Genomic DNA, 20,376 nt, shown 5'->3' on the forward strand with positions numbered 1-20,376 from the left:
TGGTCCGACGCGGAGCCCGGCATGAGCGAGACCAGCAACACCTTCAAGAAGGCGCCCAAGCGCAAGCCTGCCAAGGGCAAGAGCGTCAGCGTCTCCCCCGAGATGCGGCAGGCCTATGCCGACCTGATCCGGGAACGCGCCGAGAAGCAGGAGACCTACGGGCGTCACCTGCCGCAGGAAGAGACCAAGCGCCGGTAGAAAGACCGGGATTCCGAAGGGCCCAGCCCTTTGGCGGGGCATCGGGGCAGAGCCCCAATGCCATCGAGTTTCGCTCGACCCGGGGCTCTGCCCTGGACCCGCAAAAGGTCCCGGACCTTGTGAAACCCTCAGGTCCTACCGCTTGCGCACGAACTCGGTGCGCAGGACAAGGCCCTTGATGGTGTCGTGGCGGCAGTCGATCTCTTCGGGATCGTCCGTGAGCCGGATCGACCGGATGACCGTGCCCTGCTTCAGGGTCTGGTTCGCGCCCTTGACCTTCAGGTCCTTGATCAGAGTGACCGAATCGCCGTCCGCCAGCACGTTGCCGGCCGAATCGCGCACCTCCGCGCGTCCAGGGGCCGCCGCGGCGGTCGCCTGCCCCGGCGGGAGCCACTCGCCCGTCGCCTCGTCGTACACGTAAGATTCGTCGTCGCCCGCCAAGACCATACCCCCGGTACCGGGTCCGGGCGCTGCGCCCGTCACCCCGCTTGCCCGCGCCCGTCACGCCGAATCGGTCATCGCCCCGGCCCGGGTGCTGGAACAAGCGCGGCCGTTCTCGCTCCCGGCCGGGCCGGGGGCAAGGGGCAGCCTCAGGATCGCTGATCCGGCCCCCGCACAGGGCGGAGACCGGGGGCGGCGTCAGCGCTTGAGCGGGCCGGCCTCGATCACGTCCTCGACGGTGCGCAGGCCGGCGCGCGGGGAATTGACCAGGCAGGCCATGTTGCCCGGCGGGTGCTGGTTCTTCCACATCTTGGTGTGGGCCTGGGGGATCTTGTCCCAGGGGAACACCTCGCTCATGCACGGGTCGACCCGGCGGTCCATCACGAACTGGTTCGCCGCCGAGGCCTGCTTGAGGTGGGCGAAGTGCGAGCCCTGGATCCGCTTCTGGCGCATCCAGACGTAGCGGGCGTCGAAGGTGATGTTGAAGCCGGTGGTGCCGGCGCAGAACACGACCATGCCGCCGCGCTTCACCACCAGCGCCGAGACCGGGAAGGTCGCCTCGCCCGGATGCTCGAAGACGATGTCGACATCCTGCTTGCCGGTGATGTCCCAGATCGCCTTGCCGAATTTCCGCGCCTCCTTGGTCCAGGCGTGGAACTCAGGCGAGTTCACCGTGGGAAGCTGCCCCCAGCAGTTGAAGTCCTTGCGGTTGATCACGCCCTTGGCGCCGAGGCTCATGACGTAGTCGCGCTTCGAATCGTCCGAGATCACGGCGATCGCGTTGGCGCCCGAGGCCGCGCAGAGCTGCACACCGAACACGCCGAGCCCGCCGGAGGCACCCCAGATCAGCACGTTCTGGCCCGGCCGGACCGTGTGCGGCGCGTGGCCGAACAGCATGCGGTAGGCGGTGGCCAGCGTCAGCGTGTAGCAGGCGGCCTCCTCCCAGGTGAGGTGCTTGGGCCGGTGCATCAGCTGGCGCGACTGCACCCGGCAGAACTGCGCGAAGGAGCCGTCCCCCGTCTCGTAGCCCCAGATCCGCTGGCTCGGCGAGAACATCGGGTCGCCGCCGTTGCACTCCTCGTCGTCGCCGTCATCCTGGTTGCAGTGGACGATGACCTCGTCGCCGACCTTCCAGCGCTTCACCTTGGCGCCGACCTTCCAGACGATGCCGGAGGCGTCCGAGCCCGCGATATGGTATTCACCCTTGTGCACGTCGAAGGGCGAGATCGGCTCACCGAGGCCGGCCCAGACGCCGTTGTAGTTGACGCCCGCGGCCATGACGTAGACCAGCACCTCGTCGTCGCCGATCTCCCAGACCGGCAGCACTTCGAGCTGGTGGGACTGCTCCGGGGGCCCGTGGCGCTCGCGCCGGATCGCCCAGGCGTACATCTTGGCCGGCACGTGACCCAGCGGCGGGATCTCGCCCATCTCGTAGAGGTCCTTGACCTCGCCGCCTGCCGGACTGACCGCAGCGCTCGCCGCCATCTCGCTCTCCTCTCGTCCCGCGTGGTTCTTGAAGGCCGCGGTTCTCATCGCGCTATAGCGGCGATATCCGAAGCGTCCAAGTGGGCCGAAAGTCGAAAGCCAAGGGTTTCGGATGTGAAAAAGGCGCCGGCTCAAGGCCGGCGCCTCCGTATTCAAATTCGCCTTTCCGGCAGACCAAGTATTATTCGGCGGCAGCCTGCCGGGTGTCGATCCCGAGACCTTCCGCAACCCCGCGGCCGAAATCCGGGTGGACTTTATACCAGTGGGCGATCATTCGCTCCTGGATGTGGCGCGGGGAATCGCCCATCGAGGTGACGATGTTCTTGACGAGCCGTTCGCGCTCCCCGTCGTTCAGCACCTTCGACCAGAGCTGGCGCGGCTGGCCGTAGAGGTCCTCGTCGTCGTTCGGCCAACCGTAGCGCGCCGCATCGCCCTGGATGCGCAGGGGCGGCTCGGCGAAGGCCGGATCCTCCACGGGGCCGCCGAAGGAGTTCGGCTGGTAGTCCACCTGAGCGCCGTGGTTGCCGTCGGTCCGCATCGCCCCGTCCCGATGGTAGGTCTGCACCTTGGCGTTCCTGGCCTGGTTCACCGGGATCTGGTGGTAGTTCACGCCGAGCCGGTACCGGTGCGCGTCCGAGTACGACAGGATGCGGTTCTGCAGCATCTTGTCCGGCGAGAAGCCGATGCCCGGCACCACGTTGGACGGCTCAAAGGCCGATTGCTCGATCTCGGCGAAGTAGTTGTCCGGGTTCCGGTTCAGCTCCATCTCGCCGATCTCGATCAGCGGGTAGTCGCCGTGCGGCCAGACCTTGGTCAGGTCGAACGGGTTGATCCGGTAGGTGTCGGCATCGAGCTCCGGCATGATCTGGACGGAGACCTTCCACTTCGGGAAGTCACCCCGCTCGATCGCAGAGGACAGGTCGGCGGCGGAGTAGTCCGGATCCGTGCCGGCGATCCGATCGGCCTCCTCGGCGGAAAAATTCTGGATGCCCTGCTTCGTGTGGAAGTGGAACTTCACCCAGTGCCGCTCGCCCCGCTCGTTCCAGAGCGAGAAGGTGTGCGAGCCGTAGCCGTTCATGAACCGGGCCGATTTCGGCGTGCCGCGGTCGCTGTACAGGATCATCACCTGGTGGATCGCCTCGGGCGAGAGGCTCCAGAAGTCCCAGCGGCGCCAATGCGGCTTCAGGTGCGTGCGCGGATCGCGCTTCTGGGTGCGGATGAAGTCGGAGAACTTGATCGCGTCGCGCACGAAGAAGATCGGCGTGTTGTTGCCGACGAGGTCCCAGTTGCCCTCCTCGGTGTAGAATTTCAGCGCGAAGCCGCGGGGATCGCGGGCGGTGTCGGCGGAGCCGGATTCCCCGCCCACCGTGGAGAACCGGGCGACCATCGGCACCTCCTTGCCGACCTCGGTCAGCACCTTGGCGCGGGTGTAGGCGCTGAGCGACTTGGTCAGCCGGAACGTGCCGTAGGCCCCGTAGCCCTTGGCGTGCACCACCCGCTCCGGGATCCGCTCCCGGTTGAAATGGGCCATCTTCTCGATGAGGTGGTAGTCCTGCATCAGCACGGGCCCGCGGGGACCCGCAGTGATCGAATTCTGATTGTCGGAGATGGGGTTGCCGAACGCGGTGGTCAGGCGCGGGCTCTGGTCGGCCATCGCTGTCGCTCCTTGGAAGCGCTCCCCGCCGGCCGATCCATCCGGTCCGGCACGGGAGAGCGCGGTGAGTCACGGATCTGGAATCGGGGGCGACACCGGTCGCGCCCGATTTGGCGGCCGCACGCGTGCGAAACGGTGCCGGTGCGATCGCCGGCGGTCCAACGCACCGGTTCCCGTTTGGAGCCGTTGAATTCTGGCTCGCGCGCGGGCTTGTGAAGGGGGGCCTGGACCGGCCCTCAAATCCGGCTGCCCTCTGGGGCAAGTTTTTTAAAGGCTGCCCAAGCAGTACTGGCGCGCGTTGCACTTCTGTCGTGGATGACGCGCCCGGCCGCCTTCGCTACGGTGCGGCCAAGACTGCGCCCCGAGCGCGGATAGTGAAGAAGACCATACGGAGGCCAGGATGGGCGCGCGCGTCGCGGAGACTGAGGGCGACAAGACGCCCCGCGATAAACCCTGGATCATCCGCACCTATGCGGGCCATTCCAACGCCGCGGAGTCGAACGCGCTCTATCGGGGCAACCTCGCCAAGGGCCAGACCGGCCTGTCGGTGGCCTTCGACCTGCCGACCCAGACCGGCTACGACCCCGATCACGAGCTGTCGCGCGGCGAGGTCGGCAAGGTCGGCGTGTCGATCGCGCATCTCGGCGACATGCGGACCCTGTTCCAGGACATCCCGCTCGCCCAGATGAACACCTCGATGACCATCAACGCCACGGCCCCGTGGCTGCTGGCGCTCTACCTCGCGGTGGCCGAGGAGCAGGGCGCGCCGCTCGACGCCCTCCAGGGCACCACCCAGAACGACATCATCAAGGAATACCTGTCGCGGGGAACCTACGTGTTCCCGCCCGCGCCCTCGCTCCGGCTCACCAAGGACGTGATCCTGTTCACGACCAAGAACGTGCCGAAGTGGAACCCGATGAATGTCTGCTCCTACCACCTCCAGGAAGCGGGGGCGACGCCGGTCCAGGAGCTATCCTACGCGCTCGCCATCGCCATCGCGGTGCTCGACACCGTGCGCGACGACCCCGCATTCGACGAGAAGAGTTTTTCCGACGTCTTCGGGCGGATCTCGTTCTTCGTGAATGCCGGGCTGCGCTTCGTCACCGAAATCTGCAAGATGCGGGCCTTCGCCGAGCTCTGGGACGAGATCGCCCAGGAGCGCTACGGCATCGACGACCCGAAGAAGCGGATCTTCCGCTACGGCGTGCAGGTCAACTCGCTCGGCCTGACGGAGCAGCAGCCGGAAAACAACGTCCACCGCATCCTGATCGAGATGCTGGCCGTGACGCTCTCCAAGCGCGCCCGCGCCCGGGCGGTGCAGCTGCCGGCCTGGAACGAGGCGCTCGGCCTGCCGCGGCCCTGGGACCAGCAATGGTCCATGCGGATGCAGCAGATCCTGGCCTTCGAGACCGATCTTTTGGAATATGACGATATCTTCGACGGCTCGAAAGTCATCGAGGCCAAGGTTGAGGCGCTGAAGGCCGAGACCCGGGCCGAGCTGGAGCGGATCGGCGGCATCGGCGGCGCGGTCGCCGCGGTGGAGACCGGCGCCCTCAAGCGCGCCCTGGTCGAGTCGAACGCCAAGCGGATCTCGGCGATCGAGGCCGGCGAACAGATCGTCGTCGGCGTCAACAAGTGGCAGCAGGGCGAGCCCTCGCCGCTCACCGCCGGGGAGGGGGCGATCTTCTCCGTCTCCGAGACGGTGGAGATGGAGGCGCAGGGGCGCATCCGCGACTGGCGCAGCAAGCGTGACGCCCAGGCGGTGGGCCAGGCGCTGGACGCCCTGGAACAGGCCGCGCGCTCGGGCGCCAACATCATGCCGGTCTCGATCGCGGCCGCCAAAGCCGGCGTCACCACCGGCGAGTGGGGCGAGCGCCTGCGGCAGGTCTTCGGCGAGTACCGGGCGCCCACCGGGGTGACGGTCGAGACCGTCTCCTCCGGGGCGGCCGAGGAGGCCAAGCTGCTGATCGCCGATCTCGGCGAGCGCCTGGGCGAGACCCCGCGGCTGGTGGTCGGCAAGCCCGGCCTCGACGGCCACTCGAACGGCGCCGAGCAGATCGCCCTGCGCGCCCGGGATGTCGGCTTCGACGTCACCTATGACGGCATCCGCCAGACGCCGGCCGAGATCGTCGCCAAGGCCAAGGAGACCGGCGCCCACGTGGTCGGCCTGTCGATCCTGTCCGGCAGCCACGTGCCGCTGGTCCGCGAGGTCCGCGCCCAGATGCGCGAGGCCGGGCTCGACCACATCCCCGTCGTGGTCGGCGGCATCATCTCCCCCGAGGACGAGCTGGTCCTGAAGAACATGGGCGTGCGCGCGGTCTACACCCCCAAGGACTACGCCATCGACGCGATCATGATCGGCCTGGCCAAGGTGGTGGAGAAGAGCCTGGACCGGCAGGGCGCTCCGCCGGAGCCGGCGCGGGAGGGTGCCCAGGTCTACTGAGGCGCATCCCACGGGATACGGGCGGCGCGCCTTCCCGAGCGCGCGCGGGATCGCGTAGGACGGCGCCATGCCGTCCGTCCGCGACACGATTCTCCTCCTCGCTGTCCCACTCGCCGCCGCCCTGTCGGCCGGGCTGATCCTGCGCCTGCGGCCGGTGCTGCAGCGCTACGCCCTGGCCCGGCCGAACGCCCGGTCGAGCCACACGGTGCCGACGCCGCAGGGCGGCGGGATCGCCGTGGTGACGGCTCTGGTGACGATCTCCGGCCTCCTGATTGCGGCGCCCGAGATCGGCGGCCGGCCGGACTGGATCGGGCTCGCAAGCGGCACCCTGGTCCTGGCTTTGCTCGGCGCCGTGGACGACCTGCGCCCGCTGCCGGCCGGGCTGCGGCTCGCCGTGCAGGCGGGCGTCGTCGGCGTGCTGGTCTGGCAGATCGACGGCCGTCTACTGCCCGGGGCGCCCCTGTGGCTCGAGCGCGGCCTCGCGCTGCTCGCAGGGGTCTGGTTCGTCAACCTGACGAACTTCATGGACGGGCTCGACTGGATGACGGTGGCCGAGATCGTCCCGGTCTCCGGGGCGCTGCTGCTGCTCGGGCTCGCGGGATGCCTGCCGGCGCTGCCGGCCCTGGTGGCGGCCTGCCTGCTCGGGGCGTTGCTCGGCTTCGCGCCGTTCAACCGGCCGGTGGCGAGGCTCTTCCTCGGGGATGTCGGGTCACTGCCAATCGGGCTCGTGACCGCCTGGCTCCTGTGCCAGCTCGCCTTGGCGGGGGGGCTCGCCGCCGCCCTGCTGCTGCCGCTCGTCTACCTCGCCGATGCCAGCCTGACGCTCGCCGCCCGGGCGGCACGGCGCGAGCGGGTCTGGGAGGCGCATCGCGGCCATTACTACCAGCGCGCGACCAACAACGGCCTGACCGTCTCGGGCGTCGTGGCGCGGGTGTTCGGGGTCAACCTCGTCCTGGCCGCGCTCGCCGCCGCGACCTTGTTTTGGCCGTCCTGGCCGGTCACGCTCGGGGCTCTCGCGGCCGGGCTCGCCCTGGTCGCCGCCCTGCTCCGCCGCTTCGCCCGCGCCCCCGCGCCGGCCCATGCCGAAGGTGCCCCCAGCCCGTGACCGGATCGATCGCGCTCACTGGGGCCACCGGGTTCATCGGCCGCCACCTGCTCGCCGACCTCACCGCCCGCGGCTACAAGGTCCGGGTGCTGCTGCGCCGGCCGACCGCCCTGCCGGAGGGGGCCGCGAGCGCGGTGGTGGGCGACCTGACCCGCCCGATCAACATGGCGGCGGCGCTCAGCGGCGTGGACGCGGTGGTGCATTCGGCGGGCCTCGCCCACGCCAATCTCACCTCGTCCACGTCGGGCGCCCCCGAGGACGATTACCGCACCCTCAACACGGAGGCGACGCGCAAGCTCGCGGAGGCCGCTGCCCGGGCGAAGGTGCGCCGCTTCGTGTTCCTGTCCTCGATCCGCGCGCAGATCGGGGCCAGCGCGTCCGCCGTGGTCGGGGAGGACGACGAGCCCCGGCCCACCGACGCCTACGGCCGCTCCAAGCTGGAGGCCGAGCGGGCGCTCGCCGAGATCGGGCTCGACTGGGTCGCGCTCCGCCCGGTCCTGGTCTACGGCGCCGGCGTGAAGGGCAACATGGCCGCGCTGCTGCGGCTCGCCCGCAGCCCCTATCCCCTGCCGCTGGGCGGGCTGGCGGCGCGGCGCTCGCTGATATCCCTGGAGAGCCTGTCGGGGGCCGTGGATGCGGTGCTGCGGGCGCCGGACCCGATCCGATCCGCCCTGATCGCCGCCGACCCGGACCCGCTCAGCCTGGCCGAGATGCTCACTGCGCTGCGCGCCGGCCTCGGCCGCAAGCCCGGCCTGGTCCCGGTGCCGGCCGGCCTGCTCGGGCTGGCCTGCCGGTTGACCGGCCGGGAGGCGCTGTTCGCCCGGGTGGCCGAGGGCCTGGAGGCGCGCGCCGACGGCCTCGCGGCACTCGGATGGCGCCCGGCCGCACCGACCCGGGACGGGCTGGCCCGGTTGGCGCGGGAGGGGGGCTGAGTTCAGGGCGGTGACGGTCTTTCCCATCCACACCCCTCATCCTGAGGCGCCCGCGTCAGCGGGCCTCGAAGGAGGTCCCCAGGGATCGCGCGGCCGGCTGGAGGGCTCCTTCGAGGCCTCCGCTTCGCTCCATCGCCTCAAGATGAGGGGGTTGGATGGGACGAAACACGAGGTCGCCCCTGGGAGCCGAACGCGTCAGCCGATCGCGGGGCTCGCCGCACCGGCCATCGACTCGTCCGCGATCGCCGCCCCGGCGGAAGCCGGCTCCCGCCCCGCCGGCCGTTGCGCGTGGCGCTCGCGGAAATGCGGCACTGCCGCCTCGAACACGGCCTCCGCGGCGGCCCGGTCGCCCGCCGCGACGGCGGCGCGCAGTTGCGCCACCCAGGCGTCGAGCCGGGCGCGGTCGGCGAAGACCGGGCGGGCCGCCATCACGCCGTCGATGCCCGGCAGGGTGACCCGGGGCTCCTCCCGGGCGAACAGGATCTCGTTGAGCCGCTCGCCGGGCCGGGCGCCGGTATAGGCGATCTCGATCTCCGCTCCCGGCTCGAACCCGGCCAGCCGGATCATCCGCTCGGCGAGTTCGGCGATCCGCACCGGCTGGCCCATCTTGAGCACGTAGACCGCGGCGCGCTCCGCCTCCGGGGCGGTGCGGCCCTCGCCGTCGGCGTGGGAGGCCGCGGTCAGCACGAGGTCGCAGGCCTCGCGCACGGTCATGAAGTAGCGCACCATGTCGGGATGCGTGACGGTCACCGGGCCGCCCCGGGCGATCTGCGCCTTGAACACCGGCACCACCGAGCCGACCGAGCCGAGCACGTTGCCGAAACGCACCGCGATCAGCCGGGTCGGATGGTCCGGCCTGGCCGATTGCTCGGCGTCCAGCGCCTGCGCGACCATCTCGGCGAAGCGCTTGGTGACGCCGAGCTGCGAGACCGGCTCGATCGCCTTGTCGGTAGAGACCATCACCAGCGCCCGGGCGCCCGCCGCCACCGCGGCCTCGGCGACGTTGATCGAGCCGAACACGTTGGTCTTGATGCCCTCCTGCCAGTCGCGCTCCAGATAGGGCACCTGCTTGAGCGCGGCGGCATGGACCACGCAATCGGGCCGGAACGCCGCGATGACCTGATGGGTCCGGTCCCGGTCGCGGATGTCGGCGAGCACGCCGGTCACCGCCGCCTCCGCGGACAGGATCGCCGGGTGGCTGAGGATGCCGTGCAGGGCCGGCTCCGAGGATTCGAGCACCAGCACCGCGGCGGCCCCGAAGGCCACGGCCCGGAGGCAGATCTCCGAGCCGATCGAGCCGCCGCCGCCGGTCACCACCACCCGGCGGCCGGTCAGGAACGCCTCGAGGCGCGGACGGTCGATCGCCACGGTGGGGCGCAGGAGCAGGTCCTCGATCTCGAGGGGGGCCAGCTCGGGTCCCTGCGCGCCCTCGCCGAGCCCGACCACGCGGGCCAGCGGCAGGCCGAGCCGCCGGGCGCGGGCGATCAGGTCGTCCGGGGCGGCCTCCGGCACCAGGGCGCTGGGGGCGGCCACCAGCCGCCGGACCGGCTCGCCGCTCGCCGCCAGCTCCGCCACCACCCGTTCGAGGTCGCGGAAGCCGCCGAGCACCGGCACGCCGCGCATGAACTGCCCGGTCTCGTCCGCCCGGGGCGACAGGATCCCGCGGGGCGCCAGCTTCCTGACCGAGCCGGTCTCGATGGCGCGGATCAGCACGTCGATATCGCCGCCGCGCCCGAGCAGCAGCGTCGGCACGGTGGCGGCCCGGGCGCTCGATTGCCGGGAGCGGGTGTCCTTCAGGTACCGGAACGCGAGGCGCGCGCCCCCGAGCAGAAAGATCTGCAGGACCCAGTACAAAAAAATCGCGATCTTGCCGAAGAAGTAGAAGCCGTAGAGGTCGGCCGAGACCAGGACCCAGTCGGTCACCAAGAGGGCGAGCGCCAGGACGCTCGACGCCCGGACGATCCCGGCGAGATCCTGCAGCGAGGCGAAGCGCCACTTGGTCCGGTACAGCCGGAACCGGGCATAGACGAGGCCGGCGAAAAGCAGGAACGGCGGCAGCAGCAGCGGCAGGGCGTGCAGGCGCTCGTCCAACATGCCGCCCTGGAAGCGGAACAGGAAGGTGAGCACCACGGCGGCGGCGGTCGCCGCGAGGTCGTGGGCCACCATCACCGCGATCTTGTAGAAGCGCTGCTGCATCGGGGGCCGGATGGGGTGCCGCGCGGTATCCGCTGCGGCATCCGCCCTGTCAACGCGGGGCCGGACGCCCCGGGGGCACCCGGCCGGTGGCGTACCTTACTTGACGATCGCGCCGGAGAAGCCGGTCTTGAAATTCTTCTGGTAGGTCCGGCCCTTCAGCGGGTAAATCTTGTCGACGAGCAGGACCCGAACGCGCTCGTTAAAGTCTTCCGTCGTTACGGTCTGCGCCTTACCCGTAATCAGAGTCCTGGCCATTATCGTCTCCGCATCGTCGCCCAGGGCACGGGATTGCGCGGAGGGTGAACTCTACATGGGGCACGGGCGACGATTTACAAAGACTTATCTTTCACCGCAGCGCCCGGACGGCCGCCCCGGCCGCGTCGTCCACCCGGTCGATGTCGGGCGCGTCGATGTGCCGATAGCGGGCCTGGATCAGCCCGAACGCCCCAAAGGCGGCGTGGCCGGCCGCGACCAGCGCGAGCAGGATCCAGCCATAGGGCTGGGCGCGCAGCAGCGCGAAGGCCTCGGCCAGGCCCTTCGCGTCCGACGAGCGCTGATGCCAGGCCGCCGCCACCAGGAAGCCGCCGATGATCAGGAAGGCGATGCCCCGGGCCGCGTAGCCGAAGCGCCCGACCGGCCCGGCCCAGCGGTCGCGGGCCTGGTCATCCAGGGCGAGCCGGTCGGTGACGTCGCCCCGCCACGCCTTGCCGAGGAACCCGAAGCCTCCGCCGATCACGCCGAGGCCGACGAGCGCCACGAGCCAGCGGCCGAAGGGCTTGGCCAGGAGCCAGGCGGTGCCGTCATGGACGCCGTCGCCGCCGCTCATCCCGAGGCCGAGGCTGAGCGAGGCCGCGCTGACGGCCAGACCGAAATAGATCACGGCGCTGATGAGATGCGCGCCGCGCACCGCCAGCCCTTTGGCGGACGTGCCCCGGCGGTCGGCATCGGTCACGCCCTCGACCAGGCGCCAGAGCGCAAATCCGGCGAGCCCCAGGGCGATCAGCCCGACCAGGACGGCGCCGAACGGCCCGTTCAGGACGGCGCGCAGGGCATCCTTGCTGTCGCCGGCCCGGCCGCCCTGGCCGATCGCCGCGAGCAGGGCCAGGGCGCCGACCACGACGTAGACGACCCCGCGGGCGCCGTAGCCGAAACGGGCGATGCGCTCGATCGTGTTGCGACCGCCCGGAACGGGCGTCATGCGCGGCACCGGTCGGGGCAGGAGATCAGGTTCGGCACGGGCGGGATCCGATGATGCGGGACCGGTCAACGCCCGGACGCCCGGACCCGATCCGTTGCCAGCTCGATACCGATCGCCCGGATCACATCGGCGTCCGCTCCGAGCGACCGGCCAGAGCGACGTAGAAGCCGAGCCCGTCCTGGGCTGGGAGGGTGTGCAGGCGCTCGATCAGGCCGCGGCGCTTCGCGTCGAGGAGCAGGCGGCCGGCCGGCTGGAACAGGGTCTCGCCGCCGCCCTCCGGGGGCGGGTCCAGGCGGATCGCCACGGTCTTGCCCTTGGCGAAGCGGCTGCGCTCCAGCATGTCCTTGAGGGACGCCTCCGCGGTCGCCCGGTTGGCGCCGCGCAGGTCGAGCACCGATTCCGCGTCCGTCACGCCGAGGGCGCCGCGCAGCTTGGCCGCGTAGAAATCTTCGAAATGGGGCAAGTCGGTTGCCTTGAAGCTCTGCTGGGCCGGGGAGACCGGCGCGTTGCGATCGGGTGCGGGGCTCAGTCGGCGAGGCCGCGGTAAATGTCGGATACCGGCACGGTGCCGTCGAGTTCCGGCAGCGCGACGCTGCCGCCGGGGCCCAGCGCCTGCACGGTCCAGTCGGAGGGCCCCCGGCGCCAGACCTCGACCCGCACCTCGTCGGAATAGACGATCAGCAGGCCCCTGAGGCTCGGGACCGTGCGGTAGAAGTCGATCTTGCGGCCCCGGTCCAGGCTCATCGTGGACGGCGACAGCACTTCGGCCACCAGCAGCGGGTCCTCCGCGTAGCCGTCCGACAGCGGCGGTCCGCAGCGCACCACCACGTCGGGGATCGGCACGAAATCGTCCTGCTCGGCGCTGACGATCCCCAGGCCCGGTATGGCGCGGCAGCCCCGCGGCTCGGCGAGGGCATCCAGGCGCCCGGCCAGGTTCATGACGATGCGCTGATGGCGCTCGCGCGGCGGCGACATGAGCACGGGCTCGCCGTCGAGCAACTCCCAGCGCTCTTCGTCCGGGCGATCCTCCGCCCAGCGCCTGAACGCGGCAAATCCCATGCGCGTGTCGCGCTTCGCGGCCAACGCCATCGCCGCCCTCCGATCCGGGCGCGATGGTAGCACCCGCGACGGCGCCCGCAACAGCGCCGGTTCAGAAGGCCACGCGGGCGTAGGCCTCGCCCACCGGCAGGGCACCGCCGAGTTCCGGCAGGGCGATAGCCTCGCCCGGCCCGGCGACCCGCATCGTCCAGCCGGCATCCCGGCGCCAGACCTCGATCCGGGCCTCGTCCTGATAGACGATCAACAAAGTCTGGAGGCTCGGGACGGTGGCGTAGAAGGCGAGCTTGCGGCCCCGGTCGTTGGTCATGGTGCCGGACGAGAGCACCTCAACGATCAGCAGCGGGTCGTCGACGTAGCCGCCGGGCGGCATCGATCCGCAATGGACCACGACATCCGGGTAGGGCGCGTAATCGTCCATCGCGTCGCTGAGGATGGCGAGGCCCGGGTAGGCGCCGCAGCCCCGAGGCTCGGCCAGACCATCGAGACGCGTGAGCAGGTTGGTCACAATGCGTTGGTGTCGAGCGCTCGGCGGCGCCATCAGCACCGGCTCGCCGTCGAGCAGTTCCCAGCGCTCCTCGTCCGGACGCGGCTCGACCCAGCGCCGGTATTCGGCGACGCTCATGCGGGCGTCGCGCCTCCCAGCCCATGCCATGGCGGCCTCCGATCGGAGGCGCCACGATAACATGAATCTCTGATTCCGGCGACGGCTCAGTCGGTTGCGAGCACCGCCGCGAGATCGCCGCCGGCCTCGAGGAAGCGCTGCGGGTCGACCGGCTCGCCGTCGATCCGGGTCTCGTAATGCAGGTGCGCCCCGGTGGAGCGCCCGGTCGAGCCGACGAGGCCGACCACGTCCCCCGCGGCGACGCGCTGGCCGGTCCGGACGAAGATGCGGGCGAGGTGGCCGAATCGGGTGACGACGCCGTGGCCGTGGTCGATCTCGACCATGTTGCCGTAGCCGCCGGCAAAATCTGCGGCGCTCACCCGGCCGGGGGCGGTGGCGCGGGTGGGCTCGCCGGATTCGGCCTTGAGGTCGAGGCCGGTATGGAGCGCCAGCCCCCGGGTGAACGGGTCGAGCCGGGTCCCGAACGGGCTCGACACGACCGGCTCGCCACGGGTCGGCCGGCCGAGCGGCAGAGTGGCGACGAGCTGGTGCAGGCGCTCGCCGTCGCCGAGCGTCCGACGGGCCAGGTCCAGGTTGCTCGCGAAGCTATTGGCGACGCCGGCCCCGTCCAGCATGTCGGGACCGAGGGGAACCAGCGGGCCGCCGGTTCCGCCGGCCGCCGCACGGTCGAGGCGGTCGGGGTCGAGGCCGGTGCGGCCGATCAGACCGCGCAGGCGCCGGACCGTGTCGCCCGCCCGCTCGACCACCCGGGCGAGGCGCTCGCCCTGTGCGGCCCGCAGGCCGTCGAGGCGGGCTTCCAGCCGGATCAGACCGGTCTCGGCGTCGATGGCGCTGCGACGGGGGAGGGCGGGCAGGCGCGGCCGGGGGCCCGCCTCGGGCGGGCGCAGACTGAACCCGTCCGGGTCCGCATCCGGACGCGGCAGCGCGCCGGTGGTGAGCGGATCGGAGACCTGAGCGCCGAGGGTGGCCAGGGCCGCCTGGCGCCGCTCCAGCTCGGCCTGGCGCTCCAGCGCCGCCGCGACCCGCTCAGCCAGGCTCGTCTCGGCCCCGGCCCGATCGCGGCCCGCCCGGTCGAGCCGGTCCTGCAGCTCGGCGAGACGGGCCTCGTAGGCGTCCCGCATGGCCCCCTGGCGGGCGACGAAGCCGGCCAGCACGTCGTCGTGGAACACGATCAGGTAGGAGGCGCCGAGCGCCCAGATCAGGGCGAAGGCGAAGCCGGCAGCGAGGATTTTCGGAAGCGGCGGGCGATGCATCAAGACGGCCCCGTGGGAGCCGCCATTCAGACCCGCTTAGGGTTAAGGATCCGTCGCGCCGCGCCCGGTCAGGGCAGCGCCCGGACGGCCTCCAGCACCGCCTCGGCATGCCCGGGCACCTTCACCTTCGGCCAGATCTTCGCGATGCGCCCCGCGCGATCGACGAGCACGGTGGTGCGCTCCACGCCCATGTATGTGCGCCCGTACATGCTCTTCTCGACCCAGACCCCGTAGGCCTCCAGCACGCCCTTGTCCTCGTCGGAGGCGAGCGGGAAGGCGAGGCCGTACTTGCCGCAGAACTTGTCGTGGCTCTTCACCGGATCCGGCGACAGGCCGATCACTGTCGCGTCGGCCTCCGCGAAGGCCGGCAGCAATCCGTTGAAGTCTTGCGCCTCCAGGGTGCAGCCACTCGTGTCGTCCTTCGGGTAGAAGTAGAGCACGATCTTGTGACCTTTGAGCGCGGACAGCGCGACCCGTCCTCCGCCCGAGGCGGGGAGGTCGAAATCGGGGGCCGGATCGCCCTCTGACAATGGCATCGTGCCTTCCTTTCGGCCGATTGATGGTGTGCAGTCCCGCCGTGCGCGGCAGCTCCATGAGGTTGCGCCGCGCCGCCCGACCAGAACTCGGAGTCAAGCCCGCTGTAAAGCGCGGCCGCACTTCGATCCACCGGCCGCGGAGTTCCGCGCGCGAAGCACCCGGAACAAGGGTCCCGATGGCGGACGAGACGACCTTGGCAGGCAAGCCTCGGGGGAGGGCACGACGCTGGGGCGGGTTCTGCCTCGTCGGCGCGCTGACCCTGGTGCTGCTCGTCGGCAGCGGGATCGGGCTGGCGGTGCTGCGTCTGTCGAACGGCCCGCTGCAGATCGACGCCCTGTCGCGCCGGGTCGCGGCCGCCGTGGCCGAGCGGATCGGGCCGGGCTGGAGCATCGCGATCCGCGGCAGCAGCCTCGAGCTCGACCGCGAGAACGCCCTGAGCCTGCGCTTCTCCGGCCTCGACATTCGCAACCCGCAGGGCGACCTGGTGGTGCGGGCGCCGCTCGCCGTGGTCAGCCTCGATCCCTGGGGGCTCCTGCATCTCAACCTGCAGCCGCGCTCGATCGAGTTCCGCGAGACCCAGACCACCGCCCTGGTGCACCGGGACGGCTCGATCGCGTTCGCGGCCTCCGAGGCCAACCACCCGGTCGATATCGAGCCGCACACACTGCCGAGCGTGGACGACGCCCGGGGCAAGGTCTCGCCGCTCTCGGCGACCGTGGCGTCGATCTTCGGCGTGGTGCTCGATTCCAGCGGCATCGTCGGCGCCCTCGACCGCGCCCGCCTCACCGATGCGCGCCTGCGGCTGATCGACGATGACGGCCGCGAGCGGGCGGTGTTCGCCCGGGTCAACGGGTTGTTCGGGCGCGATCCGGTGAACGGAACCCGCAACTTCGAGTTGCGGCTCGACGGACCGCACGGCGAGTGGCGCTTCGGAGGCTCCCTGCGGGAGGGCGGGGAGGGGCAAGAGGGCACAGAACACGCGCGCTCGGGCGTGATCACCCTGGACGATTTGCCGGTGCCCGACTTGCTGCTGCTCTCGGGCCAGTCGGGCCTGCCGCTGACCACCGACCTCAAGCTCTCGGCCCGTGCCGATGTGAGCCTGGCGGCCGGGCGCATCAAGACCATGAGCGCCAAGGTCCATACCGGCGACGGCACCTTCCTGATCGAGGAGAAGGACTTCAACCCGGTCACGGTCGAGAGCCTGGACGCCACCCTGAACTGGGACGAGGCCGGCCGGGTCATGTCGCTCACCGGGCTGGATTACCGGGGCGCCGGCAACGCGGTGCACCTGACCGGGGCCTGGACGGGAAGCCCGCCGGACGCCGCCACGGCCTGGACCGCGACGCTGTCGGGCCGCGACGCGACCCTGCGGGGGGCGACCGCCCAGGACGCGCCAGTGAAGATCGACGCGCTGGACGCGCAGCTCACCGGCCGCGACGGCGGCATCGCCATCGACGCGCTCAACGTCTCGGCGCCGGGTGTGCAGGGGGTGATCACCGGCACGATCGGCACGACCGCCGACGAGGGCGGCCTGACCCTCCGCATCCTCGGCCATGACGGCGAGGTCCGGACCGGGCTGCGCCTGTGGCCGGAGCATATCGCGCCGCCGGCCCGCACCTACCTGGTGGACCAGTTGCGCCGGGGCCGGATCGATTCCGTCGACATCCGCGTGAAGATGTCCGGGACGGTGCTGGCTGCCGCGACCAAGGGCGAGCCCGCCCCCGACGACGCGGTGCATATCGATTTCCGGGTCTCGGACGCGGCGCTGGACGTCACCGCGGACGCGCCGCCGGTGGTCAAGGGCAACGTCTCCGGGACCATCACCGGGCGCTCGACCACCGTGCGCAATGTGACGGCCGAGGTCCGCGGCCCGGACGGGCGCGGGCTGGCGATCTCGGACGGCAGCTTCGTGATCCCGCAGATCACCCCGGACCGGGTGGTGGCGCAGATCGGCATGCGGCTCTCCGGCGGCGCGGACGGCATGGCCTCCGTGCTCCAGGCGAAGCTGTTCAAGAGCCTGATGAGCGTCGACCTGGACCCGGCCACGATCAAGGGCGGCGCCGACCTGCGGGTCGACTTCCCCCTCGACCTCAAGCACGTGCCCGACCTGCCGAACCTGCCCGTGACCCTGTCGGGAACGCTCTCCGACCTCTCGGTCGACAAGGTGATGGGCAAGGACCGCCTGGAATCGGGCAAGTTCTCCCTGCTGTACGACCGCGGCGCCTTCACGCTGAAGGGCGACGGCCGGGTCGCGGGTGCGCCGATCTCGGTGGACCTGCGCCAGCCCAAGGTCGGCCAGCCCGGCGAGGCGGTGGTCAACCTCGCCCTCGACGATGCCTTGCGCGGCAAGAAGGGCCTGCCGACCGCGCCGCAGCTCTCGGGGACGATTCCGGTCCGCGCCGTCGTGCCGATCGGCCGGCCGGGCTCCGGCAAGCCGCCGATCCGGGTCGAGGCGGATCTCGCCAAGGCCGGCATCGACGGGCTGGTGCCCGGGCTGACCAAGCTGGCGGGCAAGCCGGGCCGCGTCAGCTTCACGCTGGTGGATGGCGGCCAGACCTACGAGCTGCGCGACTTCGCCCTCGACGCCGCTCCGGCCGCCGCCCGCGGCAGCCTCACGATCAGCCCCGAGAGCGGCCTCGAGCGCGCCGACCTGACGAGCGTCAAGCTGTCGCCGGGCGACGACATGCGGGTGAGCCTCGACCGCACCGGCGGCGGCTACAAGGTCGTGGTGCGCGGCGCGGTGGTCGATGCCCGGCCGTTCCTCAAGTCGCTGGGCGGCCCGGACGCCAAGGGCGGCAAGGAGACCAGGGATCCCAACCCGAAGGATATCGACGCCGACATCCAGGTGCCGATCGTGGCGGGCTTCAACGACGAAGCCCTGACCAACGCCAACCTGCGGCTGTCGCTGCACGGCCGGACCCTGCGGGCGGCCAACATCACCGGGCGCTTCCGCGCGGCGCCGTTCGCCGCCACGGTCACAAGGGGCGAGCGCGGCGTGCCGATGCTTTCCGTGGAATCGTCCGATGCCGGCGCGACGCTGCGCTTCGTCGACGTCTACCGGCGGATGTATGGTGGCCGCCTGACCGCCGGGATCGGCCTCAATGACGGCCCGCAATCCGGCGTGGTCCAGATCCGCGACTTCTCGCTCCGCAACGAGCCGGCCCTGTCGAGCATCATGGCGCAGGGGCCGGAGCCAGCCGAGGCGGAATCGGCCCGCGGCCGCCGCATCGCCCCGGGCCGGGCGGCCGGCGACGTGACCTTCGACCGGATGCGGGCAAATTTCGTGCGCAGCGGCAGCCGGGTCGATTTCAGCGACGCGGCGATCTCCAACGCCGCGATGGGCTTCACCCTGTCGGGCTGGCTCGATACCGGCCGGGAGCGCACCGACATGAACGGCACCTTCGTGCCGCTCTACGGGCTCAACAACGTCGCCTCGCAGCTGCCGCTGCTCGGGCCGCTGCTGGGCGGCGGGCACAATGAGGGCCTGTTCGCGGTCAATTTCCGCGTCGCCGGCAAGCTCTCCTCCCCGGACGTGAGCGTGAACCCGCTCTCGGCGATCGCCCCCGGCTTCCTGCGGAAGCTGTTCAGCGCCGGCGGCGGCCCCTTCGCGGACGGCGTGCCGGCGGTGCCGCAGGGCGAGCGGTAACGGCATCCCATCCCGAGGGCCGTTTTCGTGCGAGGCCGTGTCAAAACGCGTTGCTCGTGGCCGGCAGCGTCGCTTGGCAGGATGATGACGGCGGCGCGGTGGGCCGCTTCAGGCTCGAATGGCCTGGATGAGCCAGGCTGCGCCAAACAGGCGGATCATCCGCTTCATGTTGTAGGCAAGAATCGCGAGGCTCATCTCGGTTCGCACGCCTTTCAGGCCCTTCGTCAGGAAGGGCGTGCTGCCCATCCAAGCTTTCAGCGTCCCGAAGACGTGCTCGACCGTGGCGCGTCTGACCGCCATGGCGTCCGGCATGGCATCGAGCCGCCTCTGCATGGCCTCCAGCACCGCCTCGTGCTTCCAGCGCTTGAAGCGTTTGAACTTCTCGGTCGTACAGCGCGCCCGCATCGCGCAGGCATGACAGGCCTCCAGGTTGCGGTAGTGGTCGATGTCACCGTGTCGATCGGAGCGAGCGTTAGACTTCGTCAGCACAGCGCCGGCGGGACAGACGTAGTGATCGGCCGCGGCGGCGTAGACGAAGTCGGCGCGCACGAAGAGCCCCTTCTTGGCTCGACCCGACGTGTCGGCCCGCGGCATGGCCGGCAGGATGCCCGTGCCCTCGCAGGCCAGAACCTCGTCACCGCTGTAGTAGCCGCGATCGGCCAGGACCACGATCTCGCCCGCGTCGATGGCCTGCTTGGCCCGATCGCCCATCGGCACGAGCTGGGTTCGGTCGTGGCCCTCGTTGATGACCTCATGGGCGACGACGAGATGATGCTCGGGGTCAACCGCAATCTGGACGTTGTAGCCGACGATGCCGGTGCCGCGCCCGCTCGTCGCCATCGAGCGCGCGTCCGGGTCGGTCAGCGAGACCTGTCCGTCGTCTGCGGTCTCCACCTGCGCCTCCATCTCGCGCAGGAAGGCCATCTGGCGGCGCAGGGCGGCGATCTTCTCGCCGATGCGCTGCGTGCGTGCCTCGGGGACGTCGTTGCCCTCCCTGTCCGCCCTGTCGAGCGCCGCGAGGTAGCGGGCGATGCTGGCCTCCACCTGTTCCAAGCGCTTGGCGACCTTGGCCACGGTGTAGTTGCGGTCCCGGTTGTTGACCGCCTTAAACTTCGACCCGTCCAAGGCGACGGTCGCCCCGGCGAAGAGCTGCAGATCCCGGCACAGCACCACAAACTGCCGACAGGCCGCTTGGATCGCAGTTCCGTTGTCGCGCCTGAAGTTGGCGATCGTCTTGTGATCGGGAGCCAAGCGACCGGTCAGCCACATCACCTCGATGTTGCGCTGTGCCTCACGCTCAAGTCGCCGGCTCGACGGCACGCGGTTGAGATAGCCGTAGAGGTAGAGCTTCAGAAGCGTGGCCGGGTCATAGGCAGGCCGCCCGGTCGCCGCAGGCTCGGAGCGGGTGAAGCCAAGCGCACCCAGATCGAGTTCGTCGATGAAGACCTCGATCACCCGAACCGGATTGTCGGCGGTGACATAGTCATCCAGCGAACTGGGCAGCAACCAGGACTGCCGACGGTCCTGCCCTTCGACGAACCGACCCATGCTGGCCTCCGCAGATGAGGCCGCAAGTCTATCTCAGAAGGGACTTTTGACACAGCCTC

The 20,376-nt window shown here is 70.7% G+C and carries 17 protein-coding genes; 5 read left to right on the forward strand and 12 right to left on the reverse strand.

The annotated features are described in order from the left end of the window. Positions 1–21 precede the first annotated feature (21 nt). Positions 22–198 carry a hypothetical protein gene (locus tag AKJ13_RS32245; protein WP_163006003.1) on the forward strand — a complete coding sequence of 59 codons (177 nt, stop codon included), beginning with the start codon at positions 22–24 and terminating at the stop codon, positions 196–198. 135 nt (positions 199–333) lie between these two features. On the opposite strand, the gene AKJ13_RS12435 is transcribed toward AKJ13_RS32245, so the two are convergent. The 3 genes from AKJ13_RS12435 to AKJ13_RS12445 form a co-directional block, all read right to left on the reverse strand. Continuing rightward, positions 334–639 (reverse strand): alkylphosphonate utilization protein, encoded by a 306-nt coding sequence (locus AKJ13_RS12435; RefSeq protein ID WP_050733641.1) that lies wholly within the window; start codon positions 637–639, stop codon positions 334–336. Between the two features lie 198 nt (positions 640–837). Continuing rightward, positions 838–2,124 carry a crotonyl-CoA carboxylase/reductase gene (gene ccrA / locus AKJ13_RS12440; RefSeq protein WP_007563238.1) on the reverse strand — a complete coding sequence of 429 codons (1,287 nt, stop codon included), beginning with the start codon at positions 2,122–2,124 and terminating at the stop codon, positions 838–840. Between the two features lie 181 nt (positions 2,125–2,305). Beyond that, the gene (locus tag AKJ13_RS12445) at positions 2,306–3,778 is read right to left on the reverse strand and encodes a catalase (RefSeq protein WP_050733614.1); all 1,473 of its coding nucleotides are present in this window, start codon (positions 3,776–3,778) and stop codon (positions 2,306–2,308) included. Between the two features lie 400 nt (positions 3,779–4,178). On the opposite strand from AKJ13_RS12445, the gene AKJ13_RS12450 reads away from it, so the two are divergent. The 3 genes from AKJ13_RS12450 to AKJ13_RS12460 all read left to right on the forward strand — a co-directional run bounded on the left by AKJ13_RS12450 (position 4,179) and on the right by AKJ13_RS12460 (position 8,258). Next, positions 4,179–6,221: a protein meaA gene (locus AKJ13_RS12450; RefSeq protein ID WP_050733615.1), complete on the forward strand. Its 2,043-nt coding sequence runs from the start codon at positions 4,179–4,181 to the stop codon at positions 6,219–6,221. 67 nt (positions 6,222–6,288) lie between these two features. Beyond that, positions 6,289–7,326, forward strand: coding sequence for a glycosyl transferase (locus AKJ13_RS12455; RefSeq protein ID WP_050733616.1), 1,038 nt, complete (start codon positions 6,289–6,291; stop codon positions 7,324–7,326). Continuing rightward, complete coding sequence (locus AKJ13_RS12460) at positions 7,323–8,258, forward strand: NAD-dependent epimerase/dehydratase family protein (RefSeq protein ID WP_050733617.1); 936 nt, start codon at positions 7,323–7,325, stop codon at positions 8,256–8,258. The genes AKJ13_RS12455 and AKJ13_RS12460 overlap by 4 nt, the downstream gene beginning before the upstream one ends. Before the next feature lie 195 nt (positions 8,259–8,453). Here AKJ13_RS12460 and AKJ13_RS12465 read toward each other — a convergent pair whose 3' ends face one another. From AKJ13_RS12465 to AKJ13_RS12495, 8 genes are all read right to left on the reverse strand, one after another. After that, positions 8,454–10,454: an SDR family NAD(P)-dependent oxidoreductase gene (locus tag AKJ13_RS12465; protein WP_050733618.1), complete on the reverse strand. Its 2,001-nt coding sequence runs from the start codon at positions 10,452–10,454 to the stop codon at positions 8,454–8,456. Positions 10,455–10,550: 96 nt separating this feature from the next. Continuing rightward, the gene (locus AKJ13_RS32250; protein ID WP_007563251.1) at positions 10,551–10,709 is read right to left on the reverse strand and encodes a hypothetical protein; all 159 of its coding nucleotides are present in this window, start codon (positions 10,707–10,709) and stop codon (positions 10,551–10,553) included. A gap of 91 nt (positions 10,710–10,800) precedes the next feature. After that, positions 10,801–11,652, reverse strand: a complete 852-nt coding sequence (locus AKJ13_RS12470; RefSeq protein WP_050733619.1) for a DUF1206 domain-containing protein — start codon at positions 11,650–11,652, stop codon at positions 10,801–10,803. 121 nt (positions 11,653–11,773) lie between these two features. Continuing rightward, positions 11,774–12,115: a hypothetical protein gene (locus AKJ13_RS12475; RefSeq protein ID WP_007563255.1), complete on the reverse strand. Its 342-nt coding sequence runs from the start codon at positions 12,113–12,115 to the stop codon at positions 11,774–11,776. Positions 12,116–12,177: 62 nt separating this feature from the next. Then, positions 12,178–12,741 carry a Uma2 family endonuclease gene (locus AKJ13_RS12480; RefSeq protein ID WP_050733620.1) on the reverse strand — a complete coding sequence of 188 codons (564 nt, stop codon included), beginning with the start codon at positions 12,739–12,741 and terminating at the stop codon, positions 12,178–12,180. Between the two features lie 61 nt (positions 12,742–12,802). After that, positions 12,803–13,363: a Uma2 family endonuclease gene (locus AKJ13_RS12485; RefSeq protein WP_050733621.1), complete on the reverse strand. Its 561-nt coding sequence runs from the start codon at positions 13,361–13,363 to the stop codon at positions 12,803–12,805. Positions 13,364–13,419: 56 nt separating this feature from the next. Then, positions 13,420–14,586, reverse strand: coding sequence for a M23 family metallopeptidase (locus tag AKJ13_RS12490; protein ID WP_050733622.1), 1,167 nt, complete (start codon positions 14,584–14,586; stop codon positions 13,420–13,422). Positions 14,587–14,654: 68 nt separating this feature from the next. Then, a complete protein-coding gene (locus AKJ13_RS12495; RefSeq protein WP_050733623.1) occupies positions 14,655–15,122 on the reverse strand; it encodes a peroxiredoxin in 468 nt (155 codons plus the stop codon). Positions 15,123–15,298: 176 nt separating this feature from the next. On the opposite strand from AKJ13_RS12495, the gene AKJ13_RS12500 reads away from it, so the two are divergent. After that, the gene (locus AKJ13_RS12500; protein ID WP_050733624.1) at positions 15,299–18,769 is read left to right on the forward strand and encodes a DUF3971 domain-containing protein; all 3,471 of its coding nucleotides are present in this window, start codon (positions 15,299–15,301) and stop codon (positions 18,767–18,769) included. Between the two features lie 108 nt (positions 18,770–18,877). On the opposite strand, the gene AKJ13_RS12505 is transcribed toward AKJ13_RS12500, so the two are convergent. Then, on the reverse strand, positions 18,878–20,317 hold the full coding sequence (locus AKJ13_RS12505) for an IS1182 family transposase (RefSeq protein WP_050733625.1): 1,440 nt from the start codon (positions 20,315–20,317) through the stop codon (positions 18,878–18,880). Between the last annotated feature and the right edge of the window lie 59 nt (positions 20,318–20,376).

Origin of the sequence: Methylobacterium sp. ARG-1 (assembly GCF_001262595.1) — a bacterium.
Classification (GTDB): domain Bacteria; phylum Pseudomonadota; class Alphaproteobacteria; order Rhizobiales; family Beijerinckiaceae; genus Methylobacterium; species Methylobacterium brachiatum.

Excerpts from the sequence above, each read along its gene's own strand:
- AKJ13_RS32245 (WP_163006003.1), top strand. The coding sequence starts at position 22 with ATGAGCGAGACCAGCAACACCTTCAAGAAGGCGCCCAAGCGCAAGCCT.
- ccrA (WP_007563238.1), bottom strand. The coding sequence starts at position 2,124 with ATGGCGGCGAGCGCTGCGGTCAGTCCGGCAGGCGGCGAGGTCAAGGAC.
- AKJ13_RS12445 (WP_050733614.1), bottom strand. The coding sequence starts at position 3,778 with ATGGCCGACCAGAGCCCGCGCCTGACCACCGCGTTCGGCAACCCCATC.
- AKJ13_RS12450 (WP_050733615.1), top strand. The coding sequence starts at position 4,179 with ATGGGCGCGCGCGTCGCGGAGACTGAGGGCGACAAGACGCCCCGCGAT.
- AKJ13_RS12455 (WP_050733616.1), top strand. The coding sequence starts at position 6,289 with ATGCCGTCCGTCCGCGACACGATTCTCCTCCTCGCTGTCCCACTCGCC.
- AKJ13_RS12465 (WP_050733618.1), bottom strand. The coding sequence starts at position 10,454 with ATGCAGCAGCGCTTCTACAAGATCGCGGTGATGGTGGCCCACGACCTC.
- AKJ13_RS32250 (WP_007563251.1), bottom strand. The coding sequence starts at position 10,709 with ATGGCCAGGACTCTGATTACGGGTAAGGCGCAGACCGTAACGACGGAA.
- AKJ13_RS12470 (WP_050733619.1), bottom strand. The coding sequence starts at position 11,652 with ATGACGCCCGTTCCGGGCGGTCGCAACACGATCGAGCGCATCGCCCGT.
- AKJ13_RS12480 (WP_050733620.1), bottom strand. The coding sequence starts at position 12,741 with ATGGCGTTGGCCGCGAAGCGCGACACGCGCATGGGATTTGCCGCGTTC.
- AKJ13_RS12485 (WP_050733621.1), bottom strand. The coding sequence starts at position 13,363 with ATGGCATGGGCTGGGAGGCGCGACGCCCGCATGAGCGTCGCCGAATAC.
- AKJ13_RS12490 (WP_050733622.1), bottom strand. The coding sequence starts at position 14,586 with ATGCATCGCCCGCCGCTTCCGAAAATCCTCGCTGCCGGCTTCGCCTTC.
- AKJ13_RS12495 (WP_050733623.1), bottom strand. The coding sequence starts at position 15,122 with ATGCCATTGTCAGAGGGCGATCCGGCCCCCGATTTCGACCTCCCCGCC.
- AKJ13_RS12500 (WP_050733624.1), top strand. The coding sequence starts at position 15,299 with ATGGCGGACGAGACGACCTTGGCAGGCAAGCCTCGGGGGAGGGCACGA.
- AKJ13_RS12505 (WP_050733625.1), bottom strand. The coding sequence starts at position 20,317 with ATGGGTCGGTTCGTCGAAGGGCAGGACCGTCGGCAGTCCTGGTTGCTG.